This is a genomic window from Rathayibacter sp. AY1G1 (assembly GCF_002932095.1).
Classification (GTDB): Bacteria; Actinomycetota; Actinomycetes; order Actinomycetales; family Microbacteriaceae; genus Rathayibacter.
Window position 1 is genome coordinate 85,310 of the sequence record NZ_PSUZ01000011.1, and the last position, 23,249, is coordinate 108,558.

Below are 23,249 nucleotides of genomic sequence, written 5' to 3' on the forward strand. Positions count from 1 at the left end.
GACCGGCTACTCGGCGCCGACCAGCGCGGCGATCCGCGAGGCGAGCCGGGCGCCCTGAGCACGTCCGGCGCGGGCGGAGGCGGCGCGGACGGCCGGGTCGAGCGAGTTCGGGCCGAAGGCGCGCACCGACTCCTCGTCGGCGTAGACCACCTCGACCCGCGAGTCCGCGAGGGCGTCGAGCTCGCCGGTCGGGATCAGGCCCGCGCCGGGCGTGCCGACTCCGGGCAGCGGAGTGACGATCAGGACCCAGTCGGCTCCCGCGGCGAGGTCGGCGTTGCTGCCGGAGCGGACGCCGCCGTCCATGTAGCGGACGCCGTCGATGCTGACGGGAGGCCAGACCCCGGGGACGGCGCAGCTGGCGGAGATCGCGTCGACGAGGCCGACACCGCTCTCGCGGTCGAACACGCGCAGCTCACCGGTGGCCGTGTCGACCGCGGTGATGAGCAGACGCTGCTCGGGCCAGTCGGCGTCGCCCACGCGGGCCGAGATGACGGCCCGGCGGGTGTCCTCGGGGAGCGTCTCGGCCTCGAGCGCGAGGGTGCCGATGCGGCGCCGCGCGTCCTGGGGCGAGGTCGCGCCCTCGACGGCCGCGGCGAAGAGGGCCTGGAGGCGCTCACCGTCGACGTCCGCTCCGATCTCGGCGGACTCCTCCTGGAGCTGGGCCTCGTACGACTCGTCGAGGCCGGTGCCGGTGCTCAGCTGCGCGGCGACCGCGGAGCCCGCGGAGGTGCCGATGAAGGTCGTCGACGGATCGAGCAGGAGGCGGGCCGCCTCGGGGGAGGCGTCTGCGAGGCCGCGGAGGACGCCGAGCTCCCAGGCGATTCCGGCGAGGCCGCCGCCGGCGAGGACGAGTGCACCAGGCATGGGGGAGGTCCTTTCGATCAGGATCAGGAGGGGGCGGGCGCTGCGGAGCGCCGCAGCACCAACGCTGTCACATCGTCGTGCGCGTCGTCTGCGAGAGCATGCAGACGCTCGAAGAGAGCGGGGTCGTCGTTGCTCCGCACCAGCTCGGCGAGACGGTCGAGCGCGTCGAGGCGCCCGCCGAAGACGTCGAGCAGGCCGTCGCTGCAGGAGAAGAGCGCGTCGCCGGGGGCGAGCACGCGCTGCTCCTCCTCCCAGGAGACGTCGGCGGCGATGCCGAGCGGGACGCCGGTGGAGGCGAGCCGCTCCGTGGTGCCGTCGGCGCGCAGCAGGAGGGTGAGGCCGTGGCCGCTGTCCACGAACGCGACGGCGCCGCTCGCGAGGTCGACCCGGGCGATCAGCGCGGTCGCGAACATCCCGGTCGCGGTCAGGTCGGGCAGGAGCTGGCGGTTGACGGCCTCGACGGCTGCCGCGGGAGGGAGCTCCGGCCGCGCCTGGAACGCGGAGCGGATCGCGGAGGCGACGATCGCCGCCGACACCCCCTTGCCCATCACGTCGACCAGCTCGAGGGAGAGATCGTCCCCGCTGCGACGCCACGCCGTGTAGTCGCCGGCGACGTCGTGCAGCGGCGTGGTCAGCGAGTCGAGGCTCCACTCGCCGAGGTCGAGGCGCGGGGGCCGGAGCCGCTCCTGCGTCTCGCTCGCGCGTCCGGAGAAGGCGATCTCGCGCAGCTCCCGCTCCGCCCACCGGCCGAGGTCCTCGAGGATCTCGCGCTCCTCCTCCGAGAAGCCGCGCACCTCGCTGTCGATGATGCAGATCGTGCCGACGCGGAGGCCGTCCCCCACGACGAGCGGGCGGCCCGCGTAGAAGCGCACGTGAGGGGATCCGGTGACGACTCCGCGGTCGGCGAACCGCGGATCGGCGGTGGCGTCCTCGACGACGAGGATGTCGCCCTGCTGGACCGTGACGTCGCACATCGAGTCGGCGCGCAGCATCCTGCTCGCCCGCGCCGAGCGCTGGGGCGACTTCGTGAACTGCGTCGACTCCTCGAGGATGTTGATCTCGGCGAGGGGGACGCGCAGGAGCCGGCGGGCGATGCGGGTGATCCTGTCGAAGCGCTCCTGGGGGGTGCTCAGGCCGATCCCGAGCTCGGCGATCGCGGCGAGGCGGGCGCGCTCGGTCGGCTCGCTCACGTGCGGGTCCGGGCGAGTGCCCAGAGGTTCTGCCCGTCGACACGGCGGTAGGAGAACTCGGTGACGAGGGCGTGGATGAACGGGATCCCGCGGCCTGCCTCGTCCCACTCGTCCGGCATGTCGCGGGGATCGGCGACCTCGGCGGGCGCCTCCTCGGCGGAGTCGTTGAGCGAGGCGCGCAGCTCGGTCGCGTCGACGCGGATCTCGACCAGGCAGATGATGTGCCGGTACGACCGGGCGTGCTGGACGATGTTCGAGGTCAGCTCGACCAGCGCGGTCTCGAACGACATCCGGTCGACCGGCGCGACGCCCGGCTCCTCGAGCCACAGCTCCTCGAGCGCCTCGTGGACGGCGGTGACGCCGTCCTCGGGCGGCGTGCGCACGACGAAGGAGCGCTCAGGCACGGTAGGCCTCCTCGACGGTCTCGGCGCTCCCGAGCAGGCGGTCGAGGTTGGACAGGCCGAGCACCATGGCGGGCTGCTCGCCGGCGGCGGCCACGCGCAGCTCGCCGCCCGCCTTCCGCGCCTCCTTGAGTCCGGCGACGAGGACGCCGAGCCCGGACGAGTCGAGGAACTCGACGGCCGCCAGGTCGACGACCACGCGGACCTCTCCCGCCTCGAGCGCGCGCTGGAGGACCGCTTCGAGCTCCCACGCCGTGGACAGGTCGAGCCGGCCGACGGGGCGGATCACCACGATGTCGGGCTCGATCCGCTCGGTGCTGATCCTCGAGCTGGGCTCCATGGTGTCCTCCTGACGGGACGGCACGCGGTTCCGCAGGGCTCGGAGACGTGGTGAGGACGCGGTCGGGCGCGCGACCGAGGGGCTCCGGATCCGATGCGGGGGTGAATCGGGGAGTTCGTCCGCCTCCGACCGTACAAGGGAACGGGGCGCCCCGTGGGAGGCGTGACCGCATCCGCGCTGCGACACGCGGTGCGCGGCCCCGGGAGGAGGCTCCGCTCAGCCCCTCGCGGCGGCGAGAGCGTCGGCGGCGAGCCGCACGGAGGTGTCCCGGCCGGTCAGCCAGAGCGGCACGGAGCGGGCGCGGAGCCCCGCCGACTCGAGCGCCGGGACCGCGTCCGCGTCCTCCTCGCCGACGAGCCAGGCGTCGAGGAGGCCGCCCCCGCTCCGGGCTCCGTAGTGCCGGCCGACGGCCTCGGCGGAGGTCTCGACGCCGATCGCGGCGAGGCAGGCGTCGGCCATGCCGCGCACCACCGCGCCTCCGATGACGGGGGAGACGCCCACGACGGGTGCGGAGGTCCGGCGGAGGGCGTCCGCGATCCCGGGGACGCCGAGGATCGTGCCGATCGAGACGACGGGATTGGAGGGGGCGACGAGCACCGCGTCGGTGTCGGCGATCGCCTCCAGCACGCCCGGGGCGGGGCGGGCGCTCTCCACCCCCTGCTGGACGAACCGGCGGGCGGGCGCGGACGCGCGCAGCCGCACCCACCACTCCTCGAAGTGGAGGAGCCGCACGCCCTCGCCGGGGAGCTCGACCTCGACGTGGGTCTCGACGTCCTGGTCCGACATCGGCAGCAGGCGGACCCCCAGCGGCCAGCGGGCGATGATCCGGGCGGTCGCCTCCGAGAGGGTGAGGCCGTCGCGCAGCATCGAGCTGCGGGCGATGTGGGTGCCGAGGTCGAGGTCGCCCAGGGTGAACCACGGCCAGCCGACACCGAAGGCGGTGAGCTCGGCCGAAACCCGCTCGCTCTCGCCGGCCCGCCCCCAGCCGCGCTCCGTGTCGTTCACTCCGCCGAGCGCGTAGGTGATCGAGTCGAGGTCGGGGCAGACCTTGAGGCCGGTGAGCCACATGTCGTCGCCGGTGTTGACGACGACGGTGATCTCGCTCGCCTCGCCGCCGGCGGCCTCGAGATCGCGGAGGTGCTCGCGGACCGCCGAGGTGAAGCGGGCGCCGCCGACGCCTCCGGCCAGGATCGTGATGCGCATCCGCCCACGCTAGCGGCACCGACGGATTCCTCCCCCGGCGAGCCTTAATGCTGCGGATCCGCGCCGGAAACACCGGGGAAACGTCGAACCCCGACGATGAAGCCCTGTCCCCGGAGCCGGACGGTCCGTCATTGCCTTCGGGCCCGGCGGGGACCACAGTGGGTCCACGTCCCCGGCTCCGCACCGCCTGGCGGAGCACACCGGAGCCGGACAGGGACGCCCGAGCATGGAGGTACCGATGACCATCGTCCGCGCAGCGATCACCCAGACGACCTGGACCGGCGACAAGGAGTCGATGCTCGACAAGCACGAGCGGATGGCCCGGGACGCCGCAGCCGACGGCGCGCAGATCGTCTGCTTCCAGGAGCTGTTCTACGGCCCGTACTTCGGCATCACCCAGGACAAGAAGTACTACCGCTACGCCGAGCCCGCCGACGGGCCGATCGTGCAGCGCTTCGCGGCCCTCGCGAAGGAGCTGGGCGTGGTGATGATCCTCCCGATCTACGAGGAGGAGCAGACCGGCGTCTACTACAACACCGCGGTCGTGGTCGACGCCGACGGGACGATCCTCGGCAAGTACCGCAAGCACCACATCCCGCACCTGGACCGCTTCTGGGAGAAGTTCTACTTCCGGCCCGGGAACCTCGGCTACCCGGTCTTCGACACCGCCGTCGGCAAGGTCGGCGTCCACATCTGCTACGACCGCCACTTCCCGGAGGGCTGGCGGGAGCTGGGCCTGAACGGCGCTCACCTCGTCTTCAACCCCAACGCCACCAAGCCCGGCCTGTCGAACCGCCTCTGGGAGGTCGAGGGCCCGGCGGCCGCGGTGGCGAACGGCTACTTCGTGCTGCAGCCCAACCGCGTCGGCCGGGAGGACAACGAGTACGGCGACCTCGCGGTCGACTTCTACGGCACCAGCCAGATCATCGATCCGCGGGGGGAGTTCGTCGGCGAGCGGGGCTCGGGCGAGACCGAGGAGATCCTGATCCGCGACCTCGAGATGGACATGGTGCAGGAGATGCGCGACGACTGGCAGTTCTACCGGGACCGCCGGCCGGAGTCGTACACCAGCATTCCGAAGCCGTGACCGCAGACCGAGACGGGGAAGACCGATGAAGACCCTCATCACCGGCGGGACGGTCGTCAACGCGACCGGCACCGGAGCCGCAGACGTCCTGATCGACGGCGAGACCATCGCCGCCGTCCTCGCCCCCGGCTCCACGCTGCTGGGCTTCGACCTGACTGCCCACGTCGACCGGGTGATCGACGCGAGCGGCAAGTACGTCATCCCGGGCGGGATCGACGCGCACACGCACATGGAGATGCCGTTCGGCGGCACCTCCGCCTCGGACACCTTCGAGACCGGCACGCGCGCCGCGGCCTGGGGCGGCACGACGTCGATCGTGGACTTCGTGGTGCAGTACCCGGGCGAGAGCGTCGTCGACCGGTTCCAGGCGTGGCAGGAGAAGGCGGCCGGCAACTGCGCGATCGACTACGGCTTCCACCAGATCCTCTCGGACGTGCAGGACTCCTCGCTCGTCGCGATGGACGAGCTGATGCGCGAGGGGGTGACCAGCTTCAAGCTGTTCATGGCCTACAAGGGCGTGTTCCTCTCGGACGACGGGCAGATCCTCCGGGCGTTCCAGAAGGGCGCGGAGAACGGCGCGATGATGATGATGCACGCCGAGAACGGCGCCCTCATCGACGAACTGGTGAAGCAGACCCTCGCCGCCGGGAACACCGCGCCGTACTTCCACGGCACCTCTCGCCCCTGGCAGGCGGAGGAGGAGGCGACGCACCGGGCGATCATGATCGCCGACCTCACCGGCGCGCCGCTGTACGTGGTCCATGTCTCCGCGAAGCAGGCGGTGGAGCAGATCGCGCAGGCCCGCGACCGCGGCATGAACGTCTTCGGCGAGACCTGCCCGCAGTACCTCTACCTCTCGCTCGAGGAGCAGCTCGGCGCGCCGGGCTTCGAGGGCGCGAAGTGGGTGTGCTCCACGCCGCTGCGCTCGAAGGCGGAGGGGCATCAGCACCACATGTGGCAGTCGCTGCGCACCAACGACATCCAGATGGTCTCGACCGACCACTGCCCCTTCTGCATGAAGGGCCAGAAGGACATGGGGATCGGCGACTTCTCGAAGATCCCCAACGGCATCGGCTCGGTGGAGCACCGGATGGACCTGATGTACCAGGGCGTGGTGTCGGGGCAGATCTCCCTGCCGCGCTGGGTCGAGCTCACCTCGACCACCCCTGCGCGGATGTTCGGGATGTACGGGAGGAAGGGCGTCATCCAGCCCGGGGCCGACGGCGACGTCGTCGTCTACGACCCGAGCGGGCACACCTCGATCGGGATCGGCGAGGGCCGAAGCCACCACATGAACATGGACTACTCGGCCTGGGAGGGCTTCGAGATCGACGGCCACGTCGACACGGTGATCTCCCGCGGCAGGGTCGTCGTCGACGACGGCTCCTACGTCGGCACGAAGGGCGACGGGGCGTACATCCCGCGCGGTCTGAGCCAGTACCTGATCTGAGCCGGCACCCGATCCGAGCCAGCACCTGATCGAGCAGAAGGAACCCCATGGACTTCGGAGTCGTCCTCCAGACCAACCCGCCCGCCTCGCGCACCGTCGCGCTCGCCGTCCTCGCGGAGACGCACGGCTTCGACTACGCGTGGACCTTCGACTCGCACCTGCTCTGGCAGGAGCCCTACGTGATCTACTCGCAGATCCTCGAGAGGACGCACCGGATCACGGTCGGCCCGATGGTCACCAACCCCGCCACGCGCGACTGGACGGTCATCGCCTCGCTGCACGCGACGCTCAACGAGATGTACGGGAACCGCACGGTGTGCGGGATCGGACGCGGCGACTCGGCGGTGAGGGTGACCGGAGGAGCTCCGACGACGCTCAAGACGCTGCGGGAGTCGATCCACGTCATCCGCGAGCTCGCCAACAGCCGTCCGGTCGAGTACAACGGCCAGACGCTGCAGTTCCCGTGGAGCCGGGGCTCGTCCCTGGAGATGTGGGTGGCCGCCTACGGCCCGCTCGCCCTGAAGCTCGCGGGCGAGGTCGGCGACGGCTTCATCCTGCAGCTGGCCGACGTGGACATCGCGCGCTGGATGATCGGCGCCGTCAAGGAGGCGGCGGCGAACGCCGGCAGGGATCCCGAGTCGCTGCAGTTCTGCGTCGCGGCGCCGATGTACATCGGCACCGACCGGGAGCACATGCGCGACCAGTGCCGCTGGTTCGGCGGGATGGTCGGCAACCACGTGGCCGACATCGTGGGCCGCTACGGCGCCTCCGGAGCGGTGCCGCAGGCGCTGACGGACTACATCGCCGGGCGCGAGGGCTACGACTACAACGAGCACGGCCGCGCGGGCAACAGCCACACCGCCTTCGTGCCGGACGAGATCGTGGAGCGCTTCTGCGTGCTGGGCACGGCGGACGAGCACGTCGAGAAGCTCCGGGCGCTCGCCGACATCGGCGTGACGCAGTTCGCGGGCTACCTCCAGCACGACAACAAGGAGGAGACGCTGCGCGTGTACGGCGAGCGGATCATTCCGGAGCTGCGCGAGCACATCGTGGCCCGCGCATGAGACCGGCCCTCGCGCGCGGGCTCGTGCTCGGCGCCGCCGGGCTCCTCCTGCTCGCGCTGGTGTGGGAGGGCTGGAAGGCGCTCGGGCCCGAGGCCGGGGTGGTCGTCGGAGGAGTCACGGTGCTCCCGCGCACGAGCGCCATCGCGATGCCCCACCTCTGGGAGATCGCGGCCCGGCTCGGCGAGCCGGTCACCGGAGCGCGGAACGCCCCGGCGCTCTGGTCGGCCGTCGTGGGGGCGAGCGCCTTCTCGCTCGGGATCGCCGCGGTCGGCTGGGTCGTCGGCACGGTCGTGGGGCTGCTCCTGGCTCTCCTGATGCAGCGGTTCCGCACGGCGGAGTCGGCGGTGCTGCCCTGGATCGTGCTGAGCCAGACGGTGCCCCTGATCGCGATCGCCCCACTGGTGCGGCGCTGGGGGTCGCAGCTCGAGCTCGGACCGGTGACCTGGGAGAACTGGATGTCGGTGGCCCTGATCGCCTCCTACCTCGCGTTCTTCCCCGTCTCGATCGGGGCGCTCCGCGGGCTCGGCTCGCCGACGGCCCACCAGGTCGAGCTGATGCACGTCTACGGCGTCGGCTGGTGGAAGACGCTGGTGCGCCTGAGGCTCCCGGCGAGCGTGCCCTACCTGCTGCCGGCCCTCCGGCTCGGAGCGGTCAGCGCCGTCGTCGGCACGATCGTCGCCGAGGTCTCGATCGGCCTGCGCGGCGGGATCGGCCGCATGATCATCGAGTTCGCCTCCGCTGCCGGAGGCGACCCCGCCAAGCCCTGGGCGCCGATCCTCGGGGCGGTGCTGGTGGGCCTCGCGGCCGCCGGCTCCGTCGCTCTGCTCGGCACCCTCCTCCGTCCGTACCGCCGAGGGGAGCAGCCCGCATGAGCCCTGCAGGATCCGCGGTCGTCGTCGACTCCGTCACGAGGACCTTCACCACCGCCCGCGCCGCGAGCGTCACGGCGCTCCAGGACGTCTCGCTCGAGGTGGCCGCGGGGGAGTTCGTCTCGCTGATCGGCCCGTCCGGCTGCGGCAAGTCGACGCTGCTGCGGCTGATCGCCGACCTCGACGAGCCGGACTCCGGCTCGATCGCGGTGTTCGGCAAGACGGCCCGGCAGGCGAGGCTCGACCAGGACTACGGGATCGCGTTCCAGCAGGCGGGCCTCCTGCCGTGGCGCACGATCCGGGCGAACATCGCCCTGCCGCTGGAGCTGCACGGCGTCGCCGCGACCGCCCGGCGCTCGCGCGTCGACGAGCTGCTGGCACTGGTCGGGCTCGGCGACTTCGCCGACTCCTACCCGGACCAGCTCTCCGGCGGGATGCAGCAGCGCGTCGCCATCGCGCGGGCGCTCGCCGAGAGCCCGCGCCTGCTCCTCATGGACGAGCCGTTCGGGGCGCTCGACGAGATGACCCGCGAACGGATGCAGACGGAGCTGCTGCGGATCCGGCGCGAGACCGGCGCCGCCGTCGTCTTCGTCACCCACTCGATCCCGGAGGCGGTGTTCCTCTCGGACCGCGTCGTGGTGATGTCGCCGCGGCCGGGCAGGATCCGCGACGTCCTCCCGGTCGGACTCCCCGGAGCATCCGAGCGCGACGCGGCGGTCAGGGAGGACACGGCGTTCTTCCGCGACGTGAGCGCCGTGCGCGAGCTGCTGCACGGCGATCCCGCCGCCGTGCCGCGCGGAGTGGAGAACCGGTGAGCACGACGGCGCTGGCGCGCAGCGTGCTCGCGCCGCTCGTGCTCGGGATCGCCGCGGTCCTGCTCTGGCAGGCCGGGGTCACCGCTCTGGCGATCCAGCCGTTCGTGCTCCCGTCGCCGCTGGCGATCGGACAGGAGTTCGCCGCGAACCTCGGCTCCGTCGCCGAGGGCAGCGCGGTGACCGGCCGCAACGCGCTGGTCGGCCTGCTGGTCGGCGCGGTGCTGGCGGTCGTGGTCGCCGGGCTCTCGGCGCTCGCGCGGGTCTTCGACGGACTGGTCGCGCCGATCGTGGCCGCGGCCGCCGTCGTGCCGATCGTCGCCCTCGCTCCGGTGCTCTACACGATGTTCGGAGCGAACGCCGAGACCGCGAGGCAGCTCGTCGCGGCGCTCGCCGTGTTCGTGCCGGTGTACGTGACGACGCTGCGCGGGCTGAGGCAGGCCGCTCCGGTGCACCGCGACCTGCTGAAGGCCTACGCGGCGACCCCCTGGCAGACCGTCCGCACGATCACGCTGCCGGGAGCGGTGCCCTACGTCTTCACGGGGCTCCGCATCGCCTCCTCGCTCGCGGTGATCTCGGCGCTGGTCGCCGAGTACTTCGGCGGACCCGTGGGCGGGCTCGGCAAGTCGATCACGACGGCGGCCTCGGGCAGCGACTACGCGCTCGCCTACGCCTACGTCCTGGGCGCCGTGCTCGTCGGCCTCGCGTTCTACTGCGTGACGGCCGCGCTCGAGGCGTTCGCGCTGCGCCGCAGCCGGCTGCGCTGAGCGCGGCGCCGCGCGTCCCCGCACCCTCCTCGGTCCTCCCGATTCCCGACTCCCGATTCCCGACTCCACCCGACGCACCATCCGCACCGCCCGCATCATCAGCGCCACCTGCACCACAGCACCACCTGCACCGCCGCACCACGGGGCGCGCCGCACCGGCGACCCCGCAGACCGCACCAGGAGGACCCGTGACCAGACGCACCCGCATCACCCTGACGACGACCGCCGCCTTCGCGGCCGTGGGCCTCGCGCTCACCGGCTGCAGCGCCTCCGGCGGCTCCGACCCGGGGTCGGACTCCGGTTCCGGCGGCCTCACGCCGGTCACCCTGCAGCTGCAGTGGGTGGCCCAGGCGCAGTTCGCCGGGTACTACGCCGCGCTCGACCAGGGCTACTACGAGGACGAAGGCCTCGACGTGACGATCGCCGAGGGAGGCGGCGACATCGTCCCTCAGGACGTGCTCGCCTCGGGCGACGCGGACTACGCGATCTCCTGGGTGCCCAAGGTCCTCGGCTCGATCGAGCAGGGGGCCGGGATCACCGACGTCGCGCAGATCTTCGAGCGCAGCGCCACCACGCAGATCTCCTTCAAGGACAAGGGGATCACCTCGCCCGCCGACCTCGCCGGGAAGAGCGTGGGCAGCTGGGGCTACGGCAACGAGTGGGAGCTGTTCGCCGGCATGCAGAAGGACGGCGTCTCCCTCGACGACATCTCGCTGGTGCAGCAGCAGTTCGACATGAACGGCTTCCTCGCGGGCGACATCGACGCGGCCCAGGCGATGACCTACAACGAGTACGCCCAGGTCCTGGAGACCGTGAATCCCGCCACAGGCGAGCTGTACCGGCCGGACGATCTGAACGTCATCAGCTGGAACGACGTGGGCACCGCGATGCTCCAAGACGCGATCTGGGCGGACGCGGGCAGGCTCGCCGACGACGACGCGTACGCCGAGCAGACGGTCGCCTTCATCAAGGCCTCGATCAAGGGCTGGATCTTCGCGAAGGACGATCCGCAGGCGGCGGCCGACATCGTCACCGCGGCCGGATCCACCCTCGGCACCAGCCACCAGCTCTGGATGACCAACGAGGTCAACAAGCTGATCTGGCCCTCGACGAGCGGCGTCGGGATGATCGACGAGGCCGCGTGGCAGCAGACGGTCGACATCGCGAAGGAGACGGAGAACGAGACGGGGGCGACGATCATCAGCGCGGACCCGCCCGCCACCGCCTACTCGAACGAGTACGTCGAGGAGGCGCTCGCGGAGCTCGCCGACGAGGGAGTGGACACGAGCGGTGCCGACTACGCGCCGATCGACGTGACGCTGGAGGCCGGCGGCGCCTGAGCCCGGACTCCGCCCCTCCCGGCTCCTCCCGGCCCCTCCCGCCCCGGAGGGGCCCGGGAGGGGTAGGCTGGACCCTTGTGACTACTTTCAAGAAGACGCCGTTCACCGTGAACGTGCGCGACCTCGTGAGGCGACCGGGCGAGATGCGCGAGCACCGCCTCGAGCTCGAGGCGCCGGAGCAGTTCGGCGAGGGGATCGTCGCGGTCCGCAAGGGATCGGCCGTCGATCTCGACGTCCGGCTCGAGTCCGTGCACGAGGGGATCCTGGCCAGTGTCGAGGTGTCGGCGAGGGCCGACGGCGAGTGCAGCCGGTGCCTGACCGACATCTCCCTGCCTGTCGATGTCGAGTTCCAGGAACTTTTCGCGTACTCTTCTGACGAAGCTTTCGACTATGAGGTTCACGACGACCACGTGGATCTTGAACCTCTGGTCAGGGATGCGGTGGTTCTGTCGCTGCCGTTCCAGCCGGTCTGCCGGCCGGACTGTCCGGGCCTCGACCCCGTCACGGGGGAGCGGCTGGCCGATTCCTCCACGCCCGAACCCGAGGCGCCGCGCGACTCACGGTGGGCCGCGCTCGCAGGGTTGAGCGAGGGGGACGGCGGGGCCGCAGCGCCCGGAGCTTCCACCGACAGAGCTTCCGCAGACAGCGGTGAGGGCGCGACCGCCCGCACCGAATCCGACTAGAGGTAGAGAAGAGAGAATCATGGCTGTTCCCAAGAGGAAGAAGTCCCGCGCGAACACCCACGCCCGTCGTTCGCAGTGGAAGGCCGAGGTCCCCACCCTCGTCAAGACCATCGAGAACGGCAAGGTCGTCTACAGCCTTCCCCACCGCGCCAAGGTCGTCGAGGACTCCGCGGGCACCGCGCTGTTCCTCGAGTACAAGGGCCGCAAGGTCGCCGACGTCTGATCCCGCTCCTGGTCCGCACGGCGCGGGGAGCACCGCCCCTCGACGAACGGACCGCGGTCCATGGTGAACCAGACCTCCGCACGACCCTCCAGCGACGACCGGTCGCGTCTGGAGGCCACGCTCGGCGTGAGCCTCGACGGTGAGCTCTTCGAGCTCGCCCTGACGCACCGGTCGTTCGCTTTCGAGCACGGCGGCATCCCGCACAACGAGCGCCTCGAGTTCCTCGGCGACTCGATCCTCGGGCAGGCCGTGACCGTCATGCTCTACACCGAGTACCCCGCCCTCAGCGAGGGCGACCTGGCCAAGCGCCGGGCGAGCCTCGTCTCGACCGTCGCGCTCGCCGAGATCGCCCGCGGCATCGGCCTGGGCGAGTTCCTCCGCCTCGGACGCGGCGAGGAGCTGACCGGCGGCCGCGACAAGGCGTCGATCCTCGCCGACACCGTCGAGGCCATCATCGGCGCCGTCTACCTGGGCACCGGTCCCGACGCGGCCCGCGACCTGGTGCTGCGCCTGATCGCCCCTCTGCGGGCCGATCCGCTCCGCTTCGGCGTCTCGATGGACCCGAAGACGAGCCTGCAGGAGGCGGCCGCCGAGCGCGGTGCGCCGGCCCCGCGCTACGAGATCGCCGCCACCGGCCCCGACCACAACAAGGTGTTCGTCGCCACCGTGATCGTCGGCGGACTCGTCACCGCCCGCGGCGAGGGGACGAGCAAGAAGGCGGCCGAGATGGCCGCCGCGCTCGACGCGTGGACGCGTCTGGCGGCCCCCGGCGCACCCGTCGCTCCAACGGTCTCGGACTGACCGTGCCCGAGCTGCCCGAGGTCGAGGTGGTGCGGGCGGGTCTCGCTCCCGCGGTCACCGGCTCCCTGGTGACCGGCGTCGAGATCGTCGACGAGCGCTCGCTGAAGCGGCACGTGCATCCGCACGGGACCTTCGAGCGCCTGCTCGTCGGGCGCCGGCTCGAAGCGGCGGTGCGGCGCGGGAAGTTCCTCTGGCTGCCCGCGGGCCGCGACGAAGCGCTGCTGGTGCACCTCGGCATGAGCGGCCAGGTGCTGCTGCGCACGGCGGATGCGGCGCTGCCGCGGCTGGCGCGCATCCGGATCGGGATCGAGCACCCCGAGCACGGCGAGCTCGCCCTGCACTTCGTCGACCAGCGGATCTTCGGCTCGATGGCGGTCGACGCTCTGGTGCCGACCCCGGACGGAGCGCCGGGCGGCTACGCGGGCGAGGAGGTCCGCGGAGGCGGCTGGCTGCGCGCCGTGCCCTCGCAGGTCGCGCACATCGCCCGCGATCCGCTCGACCCCTCCTTCGACCTGGGCTCGGTCGTCGCGTCGCTGGCGAGGAGGAGCAGCGGGATCAAGCGGGCGCTGCTCGACCAGACGCTCGTGAGCGGCATCGGGAACATCTACGCGGACGAGTCGCTGTGGGCGGCGGAGCTGCACCCGGAGCGGCCGAGCTCGTCGCTCGGCGAGGCGCGCATCCGCCGCCTCTTCGCCGAGGTGCGCTCGGTGCTCGAACGGGCGCTGGCCGAGGGCGGCACCAGCTTCGATGCGCAGTACGTGAACGTGAACGGTGCCTCCGGCTACTTCTCGCACAGCCTGCACGCCTACGGGCAGACGGGGAAGCCGTGCGCCCGGTGCGGCGCGGCGATCGAGCGGGTGCCGTTCATGAACCGCTCCTCGCACCTCTGCCCGCACTGCCAGCAGCTGCCGCGCTGACGCGCCGGGAGGCGCCGCCTCAGGCGGCGGCGTCGGCGGGCGCCGGAGCGTACCGGGAGTGGACGACGAGCTCGCCCAGCAGCGTCGCGACGAGCGTGATGACCGCGGCGATCGCCAGGCCGAGCCAGAGTCCGACCAGCAGGGCGAGCGCGCCGACTCCGGCACCCGCGGCGATCAGGACGATCGCCGCCGCGCGGCGGAACCACGGCTGACCGGAACCACCCGCCAGGCGGGAGTCCGCAGCGAGGCCCGTGATCGTCGAGGTGACGACGACCGTCGTGACGTCCTTGACGGCGAGGTGGCGGGCGGTCGCGGCCTGGAGGCCCATCGCCCCGCCCAGCACGCCGGTGACGGTGAAGGCGAGCGGCTCGGGGTGCTCGGGCACGACCGCGAGCACGATCGCCAGGACGCCGAGCAGGATGCCGACCACCGCGAAGAGCCAGGTCGAGCGCGAGGTCCAGCCCTTCTTCACCGGGCGGAGCACCCGGCCGCCGATCACGGCGCCGATCATGAAGGCGCCCAGCGCGATCAGGGGCCCGACCACGGGCAGGTCGGCCGCGCCGGAGAGGGCCATGCCGAGGATGACGACGTTGCCGGTCATGTTGCCGGCGAAGACGCGGTCGAGCCCGAGGTACCCGACGGCGTCGATGATGCCGGTCGAGAAGGTGAGGGCGAGCATCAGGCCGAGGGTCGCGCCCTCGGAGCGGGTGCGCAGGCGTCGGAGCACAGGAGTCCTGTCGTCGGGGGCGGGTCTGGAGAATCGTGGCACACGCGTGCACATGCTCGAAACACGGCGCGGTTAGGGTCGGACGGCGCGGACGGGCCGCGCGGGAGGCGGACGCGCATGCGGTGGACGGAGTGGGCGGTGCAGCCCGGTGAGGGAGTGCCGCCGGGGGTGGACTACCTGCCGGCCGAGCCGGGTTCGGTGCTGTGGGGGCGCCTGCCGTGCGCGGCGGACGTGTCCGTGCTCACCGTCGACTCGGGGGCCGAGGTCGTCATCGACACGCTCAGCCACGAGGGCGTGCTGGAGGATCAGGGCCGCGATCCGGTCGCCTTCTTCGGCCGCCACGGAGTCGCTCCGGAGGGGGTGCTGCGCGACGCGGTCGCGCTCGCCGCGGACGGGCCGTTCCGCGACGGCGAGACGGACGGGCCGCACGTGGTCACGGGGCCGATCGCCGTCCGGGGAGCGCTGCCGGGGGACCTGCTCCGGATGACCCTCCTCGAGGCCGAGCCGCGCGTGCCGTACGGAGTCGTCTCGAACCGGCACGGCCGCGGGGCGCTGCCGGGCGAGTACCCGCTGCAGGAGGGGCCGTTCAGCGTCTTCGCGCGCGTCGACGAGGACGCGCAGGGCGGTCTCCGCGGCGTGATCCCGCTGGTGCCGGGAGGAGAGCGGGCCGCCCGGTTCCCGCTCCGGCCGTTCCTCGGGATCATGGGCGTCGCCGTCGCAGGGGAGGAGCGCCCGCACTCCGTGCCGCCCGGTGCGCACGGGGGCAACATCGACATCGCACTGCTGACCGCCGGAACCAGCCTCTACCTTCCCGTGCAGGTCCCGGGCGCGCTCGCGTACGTCGGCGATCCCCACTTCGCGCAGGGCGACGGCGAGGTGGCGCTGACGGCGATGGAGGCGAGCCTGCGCGTCCGGGTGCGCCTGGAGGTCGTCCCGCGTGCCGAGGCGATCGCGGCGTTCGGGGAGCTGCTCGGGCCGATGGGGGAGACCGGCGAGTTCCTCGTGCCCACCGGGATGGACGAGGACCTGGACGTCGCCGTGCAGAAGTGCGTCCGCGCGGCCATCGCGCTGCTGGCGGCCCGCTACGGGATGGACCCGGCTCACGCCTACGCCTACCTCAGCGCGGCGACCGACTTCGACATCTCGCAGGTCGTCGACCTGGTGAAGGGCGTGCACGCCCGCGTCCGGACGGCCGACTTCGATGACTGACCCGCGGGTGACGACGCTCGAGGGTGACCTGCCGGACGGGCTGGTGGACGCGGTTCTGGCGTACGAGGCGGCGCTCGGGGCTGACGACGTCGCGGCGCTCGCCGACGCGTTCGTGGACGCGCCGACGACGCTCCGGGGCGACGCCTCCGGACTGCTCGTCGGCCACGCGGTCATCACCGGCTTCCGGGGTCGTCGCGGCGGGGCGCCGGTGCGGGAGCTGGTCGAGCTGCACGTGCGGGCGGTCGATGCGGACACGGCGCTCGTGGTCAGCGTGAACGCTCCGGCCCGTGGCGGGCGCGGGCTCGTCACGCAGCTGTGGTCGCGCGAGGGCGGGACCTGGAGGGTGCGCGCCGCGCAGGTGCAGGCGCCCTCGCCCGCGCTGGACCCCCGTGTCTGGCGGGCCGTCGGCGCGCCGCTCGTGCCGGCCGCCGGCTCCGGGACCCTCGACGGACTGGACGTCGCGGTCAAGGACCTCTTCGCGATCGAGGGCCAGCGGATCGGCGCGGGAGTGCCGGCCCGCCTCGCTTCCGCGCCGATCGAGGCGGCGACCGCTCCGGCCGTCGCGCAGCTGCTCGCAGCGGGAGCGTCGGTGCGCGGGATCGCTCAGACCGATGAGTTCGCCTACAGCATCGCCGGCCGGAACTCCGGCTACGGGACGCCGCCCAATCCGGCCGTGCCCGGAGCGATCCCGGGCGGATCGTCGAGCGGACCGGCGACCGCCGTGTCGCTCGGGCAGGCAGCCGTCGGGCTGGCGACCGACACCGCGGGATCGATCCGGGTACCCGCCTCCTACCAGGGCCTGTGGGGGCTGAGGACGACCCACGGTGCGGTGCCCGTCGAGGGGCTGCTGCCGCTGGCGCCGAGCTTCGACACCGTCGGGTGGCTCACGCGGGACCTCGGCACGCTGAGGCGGGTGGCCGAGGTCTGCCTGCCGTCCGGCCCGCCGGTCCGGAGTCTCGCGGTGGCGCCGGCACTGCTGGGCGGAGTGGACGCGGCCGTCATGGCGGCGTTCCGATCGGCCGTTGAGAGGATGAGCGCCGACGAGGTCGAGCTGCCGCCCGTGGCGGAGATGCTCGAGGCGTTCCGGCTCGTGCAGGCGGCGGAGGCGTGGCGGTCGAGCGGCTCGTGGGTCGCGGCGCATCCGGGAGTGCTGGCGGCGGACGTCCAGGCGCGCTTCGACGCGGCCTCGCTCGTCGACGAGCAGACGGAGGCGGCCGCACGGGCGCGGGTCGCGGGGTTCCGGGAGGCGCTCGACCGTGCGCTCGAGGGGCGGGTGCTCCTCCTGCCGTCGACGTCGTCGGTGGCGCCGGCCCTCGATGCGTCGGCCGAGGCGATCGACGCGGCGCGGACGGCGACGCTCGGCCTGACCTGTGTCGCCGGGATCGGCGGGTATCCGGCGCTGTCGGTGCCGCGGTCGAGTGTCGGCGGCGCTCCGGTGGGGCTCTGCCTGGTGGGACCGCGGGGGTCGGATCTCGCGCTGCTGGAGCTGGCCGGCACGGTCTGAGGGGGCCACGCCCCGAGCTCGTCCTCTCCCTCGTCGTGAATCGGGGCGGACGCCGTGACCCGTTCTCCCGCTCTCCGCCCCTTTCTCTTTCTCTTTCTCTTACTCTTTCTCTCTCGCTCTCTTTCTCTCTCGCTCTCTTTCTCTCTCGCTCTCTCGCTCTCTCGCTCCGTTCCTCCGTCGCTCCGTCGCTCCGTCGCTCCGTCCCTCGTCGTGGATCCGAGGCGGAAGCTGCGCCGTCGCGCCCGAGTCGCTGCGGTGATCGCTGTCCTCGGGTGCGATCTCAGCGGTGAGCACGGGCGCCGAGCCCGGAGGGTGGAACGGGCCCGGGTGCAGCGAGTGCGGGCTCGGTGGACCGGTTCGTCGGCGGGCGCGTCGGACGACCGTCTTCCACGGCTCGGCCCTCGGCTGAGACAGGCCGGTGGATCGGACCCGCGCGGCGCGAGCGGGCGTGCACGAGCACGCCCGCTGGAGCACGCGCTGGAGCATGCCCGCAGGAGCGCGGCTCCTTCCGCCGTCAGAACGGGGGCGGCGCATCGCTGAAGCTCGGCCTGCGCTGCGGCGGGGCTGGCGGCGCGGGCGGATCGGGTGGACGGGTGACCACGCGGCGGCCCGTGGGGGTGGTCCAGTCGGCCGATCCGTCGGGGTGGAGCGTGTAGGTCCAGCGGTCGCCGTGGCGGACGTGGTGGTGGGCGACGCAGAGCGACGCCAGGTTGTCGAGGGCGGTGGCGCCTCCGTGACGCCATTCGAGCGTGTGGTCGGCCTCGGCGGTCGCCGCGGGCCGGGTGCAGCCGGGGAAGCGGCATGTCCGGTCGCGCAGCTGGAGGGCGAGGCGCATCCGCGGGGGAGGGAGGCGGTGCGTGCGTCCGACGGAGACCACGGCGCCCGTGCTCGGATGGGTGAGCACCGGGGTGACGGCCGAGTCGGCTCCGAGGAGCTCGCGCGCGACGCCGGCCGGGATGAGGCCGTAGCCGTCCAGTTCCGCGGGGGTCTCGTCCTGCCCGGCCGCGGTGCTCGCGGCGAGGGTCAGACGCACCTCGGCCCGGATGCCGCGAGCGGACGTGCGCGGACGCTCGTCGCCCGGCGCCGTGCCGGACACGTCGCCGTCGCAGAGCAGGTCGACCAGGGCGTCGGCCCGCAGCTGCGCGAGCGTGCGCTTCTCCGCTGCACCGCTCCCGTCGCGGAGGGTGCGGGCGATCCGGTCGAGCCGCGCGAGCGCACCGAAAGCGGCCGGAGCGGGGAGGGTCGCGCAGAGCGTGGCCATGCCGTCCTGCTCGGGCGAGACCCGGACCGACCGGTCCTCCCGAGCGCGGGCGTGCCGGTCGGCCAGAGGACTCTCGTGGAGTTCGTCCCGCAGCCGGGCGAGGCGTCGCCGCAGCTGGGTCGGCGTCATCGAGGCGGCCAGTCCCGCGGCGCGCTCGTCGAACTCCGGGAGGGTGGCCGGCGGCAGGGTGGCCGCGACTCCGCAGATGATCTGCCCCGCCTCCCAGCGCAACCGCGCCTCGGCCAGCGCGGCGCGCGTGCAGGGCAGGTGGTCGACCAGCAGGCGGGCGTGCTCGAGCTCGCGCGCGGCCACACGCTCGGACACGGCGAGTGCGACGGCGAGCTCGGCCCGGACGGAGCGCTCCACGAGGTCGCGCGACTCGGCGGGAGACCCGCCGCGCGCGAACGCCTCCGGGCGACGCAGAGCAGCCGTGTACGCCTCGTGCAGCGCCTCGGCGGAGGCGAGGTGGAGCGGAGCCGCCGAGCGGGCGAGCAGCGCCGCGCGGTCGCCGAGGGCGCGGACCTCCTCGAGTCCCTGCCGCATCCCATCCGTCATACCCGTATTGAACCAGAGACCACCGACACGCGGGCCGCAGGTGCGTCCGATCGGGAGGACCCGCTTCCGGAGGACGCCTGTGGAGGAGCGTCTGTCGAGAATCTCGACCCCCCACACCGCGAAACACCGGCGAAACGTCCGTCGCATAGGCTCTCCGGGTGAAACGACTGTTTCTCTCCCGCTCGTGAAGAGGTGGCCCATGACCGCGCCCGCACCGTTCCTGCCCGTCGATCCGCCGCCGCGCCTGCTGATGGGGCCGGGCCCGATCAACGCGGATCCGCGCGTCCTGCGTGGGATGTCGGCGCAGCTGGTCGGGCAGTACGACCCGTTCATGACGGCGACGATGACGGAGACGCAGGAGCTGTACCGGCAGGTGTTCCGCACCCGCAACGAGAAGACGATGCTCGTCGACGGCACGAGCCGTGCGGGCATCGAGGCGGCGCTGGTCTCGATGCTGGAGCCGGGCGACCGCGTGCTCGTGCCGGTCTTCGGGCGGTTCGGGCACCTCCTCCGGGAGATCGCGGAGCGCTGCGGCGCGGAGGTGCACGTGATCGAGGCCGAGTGGGGGCAGGTCTTCCCCGTCTCGGCGATCGCCGAGGCCCTGGCCCGGGTGAAGCCGAAGATGCTGGCCGTGGTCCACGGCGACACGTCGACCACCATGGCGCAGCCGCTGGAGGAGCTCGGCGCCCTCTGCGAGAAGCACGGCGCCCTCTTCTACACCGACGTCACCGCCTCCCTCGCGGGCAACGCCTTCGCGACCGACGAGCTCGGGCTCGACGCGGTCACCGCGGGGCTCCAGAAGTGCCTGGGCGGCCCGTCCGGATCGGCTCCCGTCACCTTCTCGGAGAAGGCCGTCGCGGTGATCGAGTCGCGCAGGAGCATCGAGGCGGGGATCCGCGACGAGGGCGACACTGTCAGCGCCCGCCGCGTCCGCTCCAACTACTTCGACCTCGGGATGATCTTCGACTACTGGGGGCCGCGCCGCCTCAACCACCACACCGAGGCGACCACGATGCTCTACGGCGCCCGCGAGTGCGCCCGCATCGTCGTCGAGGAGGGCCTGGACGAGACGGTCGCCCGCCACGCGCTGCACGGGTCGGCGATGCTCGCCGGAGTCCGCGGCCTCGATCTCGAGGTGTTCGGCGACGTCGGGCACAAGATGACGAACGTCGTCGCGGTGCGCATCCCGCAGGGCGTGAACGGTGATGCGGTGCGCGGGGAGATGCTCGCCGACTTCGGCATCGAGATCGGCACGTCCTTCGGGCCGCTGCACGGGAAGGTCTGGCGCATCGGCACGATGGGCTACAACGCCCGGACGGACGCGGTGCTGACCACCCTGGCGGCGCTGGAGGCGGTGCTGCGCCGCGCGGGCGCCTCCGTGCCGGTGGGCGGCGGAGTCGCGGGGGCCTACGAGGTCTACGGGGCGGCACGCGCATGACCGGCACCACCACGGACCCCGCCACCGCGCCCGCCACCGCCGCCCCCGCCCTCGACGCCGCCGCGATCATGGCCCGCTGCGACGAGCTCGCCGCGGTCTCCTCCAGCCGCGACGGCATCGAGCGGGTCTACCTCTCGCCCGAGCACGCCCGGGTGAACGCGATGGCCGCGCGCTGGATGACCGAGGCGGGCATGCGCACCTGGCAGGACGCGGCCGGCAACCAGTGCGGCCGCTACGAGGGCGCGACTCCGGGACTCCCGGCGCTCCTGCTCGGCTCGCACCTCGACTCGGTGCCCGACGCGGGCCGCTACGACGGGATCCTCGGCGTGATGCTCGCGATCGCCGTGGTGTCGCGCCTGCAGGGGGCGGGCCGGCGCCTGCCGTTCGCCGTCGAGGTCGTCGCGTTCGGCGACGAGGAGGGCACCCGCTTCGGCACAGCGCTCCTCGGCTCCCGCGCCCTCGCCGGCACCTGGGACGAGCACTGGTGGGAGCTCGAGGACGCCGACGGGACGACGCTCGTCGAGGCGTTCCACGAGTTCGGGCTGGACCCCTCGCGCATCCGCACCGCCGCGCGCGACACGCAGGACGTTCTCGCCTACCTCGAGGCGCACATCGAGCAGGGCCCCTACCTGGAGGAGGCTGACCGCGCCCTCGCCGTGGTCTCCTCGATAGCGGGCGCCCGCCGCTTCGCACTCACCCTCACCGGCAAGGCCGGGCACGCGGGCGGAGTTCCGCTCGACCGCCGCCGCGACGCGCTCACCGGGGCGGCCGAGGCCGTGCTCGCGGTGGAGCGCATCGCGCGGGAGCAGGGCGTGATCGCCACGGTCGGCCGGCTCGAGACCTTCCCGGGCGCGGTCAACGTCATCCCCGGCCGGGTCGAGTTCAGCCTCGACCTCCGCGCCGAGACCGACGCCCAGCGCGACACGGCGTGGGACGCCATCGAGCACGCGATGTCGGAGTCGGCGTCGCGCCGCCGTCTCGCGCTGACGGTGGAGGAGACCCACTCGGCCCCCGCGGTCGTCGCCTCCTCTCGGCTGCAGGACGTCGTGCGGGCGGGCATCCGCGCGACCGGGGACGCGGAGCCGATGGTGCTGTTCTCCAAGGCCGGCCACGACGCGATGGCGGTCGCCGACCTCGCCGAGTACGCGATGCTCTTCCTCCGCTGCGAGGGCGGCGTCAGCCACCACCCGGACGAGAACGTGACCGAGGCCGACGTCGCGACCGCGCTCGACGCGTTCGAGGCGGCCGTGCTGGCGCTCGCCGACGGGACGCCGACCGCGTGACCCCCGCCCCGGCCCCCTCGACGAGCATCGGTCACCGCATCGATGCCGGCTACGCCGCGCTGTCGCGGCAGGAGCAGCGGGCGGCCGACTTCATCCTCGACCACCTCGGCGACCTGGCCGTCTACACGGCGACCGAGCTCGCCCAGCACAGCGGAGTGTCCAAGGCCACGGTCTCGCGGCTGTTCCGCCGCCTGGGGTTCTCGAACTCGCAGGAGGTGCGCGAGCACGCCCGGACGCTGCGGTCCTCCGGTGTGCCGGTCGGTCCCGCGCAGGGACAGGGGGATCCGCTCGCCGCGCACCTCGAGAGCGAGGGGGCGAACCTGGCCCGGCTGGCCGCCGCGTTCGGCGACGGGCGGCTGGAGGAGGCGGTGCGGCTGATCGCGGGAGCGCGCGAGGTCGTCGTGATCGGACTGCGCAACAGCTACCCGGTGGCGCTGCACCTGCGCCAGCAGCTCGCGCAGGCGCGCGGACGCGTCCGGATCGCCCCGCAGCCCGGCCAGTCGCTCGGTGAGGAGCTCGAGGGGCTCGGAGCCGAGGACGTCGTGGTGCTGGTCGGCTTCCGCCGCCGCCCCGCCTCTTTCGCGGCCCTGATCGGGACGCTCGCCGCGCGCGAGGTGCCCGTGGTGCTCCTCGCGGATCCGCCCGCCCGGCGCTACGCGGAGCACGCGGCGGTCTGGCTGGAGTGCCCGGTCGACAGCGGCACGGCGCTGGACAGCTACGCGGCGGCGATGAGCGCGGTCGCGCTCGTGGCCTCCGGAGTGCTCGGGGCGTCGCCGAGGGAGTCGCGCGAGCGGATCGCCGGGATCAGCACGGCCTACGCGGAGCTCGCCGAGCTGGAGGACCGGCCGTGAGCGAGGCGGCGGAGCTGATCCGCGCGCACGCCAAGGACCCCGTCGGGCAGGCCGACCCGACTCCGGCCCTCGGCCGGGCCGAGCTGATCACCCCCACCTGCGGCGACCGGATCGAGCTGCGCGTCGACGGCGGCGCGGAGCAGGTGCGCCTCGCCTGGAGCGGGCGGGGGTGCGAGGTCTCGCGGGGATCCGCGTCGCTGCTCGTGGACGGTCTCGACGGGCTGCCGGCGTCGGACATGCGGGAGCGGATCGACGCGTTCCTCGCGGCGATGGCGCACCGGGAGGGTGCACTCGCCGGCGAGGAGCAGGCGCTGCTCGCGGTGGCGGGCAACCCCGTCCGCTCCGTCTGCGCGACGCTGGCCTGGCGGGCGCTGGCCGCCGCCCTCGACGACGCGGGCCTGGCGTGAACC

The 23,249-nt window shown here is 73.0% G+C and carries 24 protein-coding genes; 17 read left to right on the forward strand and 7 right to left on the reverse strand.

Annotated elements, in window-relative coordinates:
- Nucleotides 1-6 precede the first annotated feature (6 nt).
- From C5C36_RS08030 to cofD, 5 genes are all read right to left on the reverse strand, one after another.
- Nucleotides 7-864, reverse strand: a complete 858-nt coding sequence (locus C5C36_RS08030) for a patatin-like phospholipase family protein (RefSeq protein ID WP_104309538.1) — start codon at nt 862-864, stop codon at nt 7-9.
- 23 nt (nt 865-887) lie between these two features.
- A complete protein-coding gene (locus C5C36_RS08035; RefSeq protein WP_181133792.1) occupies nt 888-2,054 on the reverse strand; it encodes a PP2C family protein-serine/threonine phosphatase in 1,167 nt (388 codons plus the stop codon).
- The gene (locus C5C36_RS08040; RefSeq protein WP_104223473.1) at nt 2,051-2,458 is read right to left on the reverse strand and encodes an ATP-binding protein; all 408 of its coding nucleotides are present in this window, start codon (nt 2,456-2,458) and stop codon (nt 2,051-2,053) included. The genes C5C36_RS08035 and C5C36_RS08040 overlap by 4 nt, the downstream gene beginning before the upstream one ends.
- Nucleotides 2,451-2,795: an STAS domain-containing protein gene (locus tag C5C36_RS08045; protein ID WP_104223474.1), complete on the reverse strand. Its 345-nt coding sequence runs from the start codon at nt 2,793-2,795 to the stop codon at nt 2,451-2,453. The genes C5C36_RS08040 and C5C36_RS08045 overlap by 8 nt, the downstream gene beginning before the upstream one ends.
- 216 nt (nt 2,796-3,011) lie before the next feature.
- Nucleotides 3,012-3,998, reverse strand: a complete 987-nt coding sequence (gene cofD / locus C5C36_RS08050; protein ID WP_104309540.1) for a 2-phospho-L-lactate transferase — start codon at nt 3,996-3,998, stop codon at nt 3,012-3,014.
- 238 nt (nt 3,999-4,236) lie between these two features.
- Between cofD and C5C36_RS08055 the strand changes: the two genes are divergently transcribed.
- The 11 genes from C5C36_RS08055 to mutM all read left to right on the forward strand — a co-directional run bounded on the left by C5C36_RS08055 (nt 4,237) and on the right by mutM (nt 14,011).
- Nucleotides 4,237-5,085 carry a nitrilase-related carbon-nitrogen hydrolase gene (locus C5C36_RS08055; protein WP_104309541.1) on the forward strand — a complete coding sequence of 283 codons (849 nt, stop codon included), beginning with the start codon at nt 4,237-4,239 and terminating at the stop codon, nt 5,083-5,085.
- Between the two features lie 25 nt (nt 5,086-5,110).
- On the forward strand, nt 5,111-6,535 hold the full coding sequence (gene hydA / locus C5C36_RS08060) for a dihydropyrimidinase (RefSeq protein WP_104309542.1): 1,425 nt from the start codon (nt 5,111-5,113) through the stop codon (nt 6,533-6,535).
- Between the two features lie 47 nt (nt 6,536-6,582).
- Nucleotides 6,583-7,599 carry a TIGR03842 family LLM class F420-dependent oxidoreductase gene (locus tag C5C36_RS08065; RefSeq protein ID WP_104226663.1) on the forward strand — a complete coding sequence of 339 codons (1,017 nt, stop codon included), beginning with the start codon at nt 6,583-6,585 and terminating at the stop codon, nt 7,597-7,599.
- Complete coding sequence (locus tag C5C36_RS08070; RefSeq protein ID WP_104226662.1) at nt 7,596-8,471, forward strand: ABC transporter permease; 876 nt, start codon at nt 7,596-7,598, stop codon at nt 8,469-8,471. Before C5C36_RS08065 ends, C5C36_RS08070 begins: the two co-directional genes overlap by 4 nt.
- A complete protein-coding gene (locus C5C36_RS08075) occupies nt 8,468-9,283 on the forward strand; it encodes an ABC transporter ATP-binding protein (RefSeq protein WP_104226661.1) in 816 nt (271 codons plus the stop codon). The genes C5C36_RS08070 and C5C36_RS08075 overlap by 4 nt, the downstream gene beginning before the upstream one ends.
- Nucleotides 9,280-10,047 carry an ABC transporter permease gene (locus C5C36_RS08080; RefSeq protein WP_104309543.1) on the forward strand — a complete coding sequence of 256 codons (768 nt, stop codon included), beginning with the start codon at nt 9,280-9,282 and terminating at the stop codon, nt 10,045-10,047. The genes C5C36_RS08075 and C5C36_RS08080 overlap by 4 nt, the downstream gene beginning before the upstream one ends.
- 188 nt (nt 10,048-10,235) lie before the next feature.
- On the forward strand, nt 10,236-11,387 hold the full coding sequence (locus tag C5C36_RS08085) for an ABC transporter substrate-binding protein (protein WP_258072231.1): 1,152 nt from the start codon (nt 10,236-10,238) through the stop codon (nt 11,385-11,387).
- A 143-nt stretch (nt 11,388-11,530) separates the two neighbouring features.
- Entirely contained in the window at nt 11,531-12,070 is a 540-nt protein-coding gene (locus C5C36_RS08090) for a DUF177 domain-containing protein (RefSeq protein ID WP_104226701.1), read from the forward strand.
- Between the two features lie 19 nt (nt 12,071-12,089).
- Nucleotides 12,090-12,293 (forward strand): 50S ribosomal protein L32, encoded by a 204-nt coding sequence (rpmF, locus tag C5C36_RS08095; protein ID WP_104223482.1) that lies wholly within the window; start codon nt 12,090-12,092, stop codon nt 12,291-12,293.
- Nucleotides 12,294-12,353: 60 nt separating this feature from the next.
- Nucleotides 12,354-13,094, forward strand: a complete 741-nt coding sequence (rnc, locus tag C5C36_RS08100; RefSeq protein WP_104226659.1) for a ribonuclease III — start codon at nt 12,354-12,356, stop codon at nt 13,092-13,094.
- 2 nt (nt 13,095-13,096) lie between these two features.
- Nucleotides 13,097-14,011: a bifunctional DNA-formamidopyrimidine glycosylase/DNA-(apurinic or apyrimidinic site) lyase gene (gene mutM / locus C5C36_RS08105; RefSeq protein ID WP_104309544.1), complete on the forward strand. Its 915-nt coding sequence runs from the start codon at nt 13,097-13,099 to the stop codon at nt 14,009-14,011.
- A 19-nt stretch (nt 14,012-14,030) separates the two neighbouring features.
- Here mutM and C5C36_RS08110 read toward each other — a convergent pair whose 3' ends face one another.
- A complete protein-coding gene (locus C5C36_RS08110; RefSeq protein WP_308470800.1) occupies nt 14,031-14,738 on the reverse strand; it encodes a YoaK family protein in 708 nt (235 codons plus the stop codon).
- Between the two features lie 117 nt (nt 14,739-14,855).
- Between C5C36_RS08110 and C5C36_RS08115 the strand changes: the two genes are divergently transcribed.
- Complete coding sequence (locus C5C36_RS08115) at nt 14,856-15,947, forward strand: acetamidase/formamidase family protein (RefSeq protein ID WP_104269248.1); 1,092 nt, start codon at nt 14,856-14,858, stop codon at nt 15,945-15,947.
- On the forward strand, nt 15,940-17,451 hold the full coding sequence (locus tag C5C36_RS08120; protein ID WP_104309545.1) for an AtzH-like domain-containing protein: 1,512 nt from the start codon (nt 15,940-15,942) through the stop codon (nt 17,449-17,451). Before C5C36_RS08115 ends, C5C36_RS08120 begins: the two co-directional genes overlap by 8 nt.
- 514 nt (nt 17,452-17,965) lie before the next feature.
- Here the strand turns inward: C5C36_RS08120 and C5C36_RS08125 are convergent.
- Nucleotides 17,966-19,267, reverse strand: coding sequence for an HNH endonuclease signature motif containing protein (locus tag C5C36_RS08125; RefSeq protein WP_181133793.1), 1,302 nt, complete (start codon nt 19,265-19,267; stop codon nt 17,966-17,968).
- Nucleotides 19,268-19,466: 199 nt separating this feature from the next.
- Here C5C36_RS08125 and C5C36_RS08130 point away from each other — a divergent pair, with 199 nt between their 5' ends.
- From C5C36_RS08130 to C5C36_RS08145, 4 genes are read left to right on the forward strand one after another with little or no spacing between them, the layout of a single operon-like run.
- Entirely contained in the window at nt 19,467-20,705 is a 1,239-nt protein-coding gene (locus tag C5C36_RS08130; protein WP_258072234.1) for an alanine--glyoxylate aminotransferase family protein, read from the forward strand.
- The gene (locus C5C36_RS08135; RefSeq protein ID WP_104309548.1) at nt 20,702-21,988 is read left to right on the forward strand and encodes an allantoate amidohydrolase; all 1,287 of its coding nucleotides are present in this window, start codon (nt 20,702-20,704) and stop codon (nt 21,986-21,988) included. Before C5C36_RS08130 ends, C5C36_RS08135 begins: the two co-directional genes overlap by 4 nt.
- Nucleotides 21,985-22,839 (forward strand): MurR/RpiR family transcriptional regulator, encoded by an 855-nt coding sequence (locus C5C36_RS08140; RefSeq protein WP_219814887.1) that lies wholly within the window; start codon nt 21,985-21,987, stop codon nt 22,837-22,839. The genes C5C36_RS08135 and C5C36_RS08140 overlap by 4 nt, the downstream gene beginning before the upstream one ends.
- Nucleotides 22,836-23,246: an iron-sulfur cluster assembly scaffold protein gene (locus tag C5C36_RS08145; RefSeq protein ID WP_104260556.1), complete on the forward strand. Its 411-nt coding sequence runs from the start codon at nt 22,836-22,838 to the stop codon at nt 23,244-23,246. Before C5C36_RS08140 ends, C5C36_RS08145 begins: the two co-directional genes overlap by 4 nt.
- Nucleotides 23,247-23,249 lie beyond the last annotated feature (3 nt).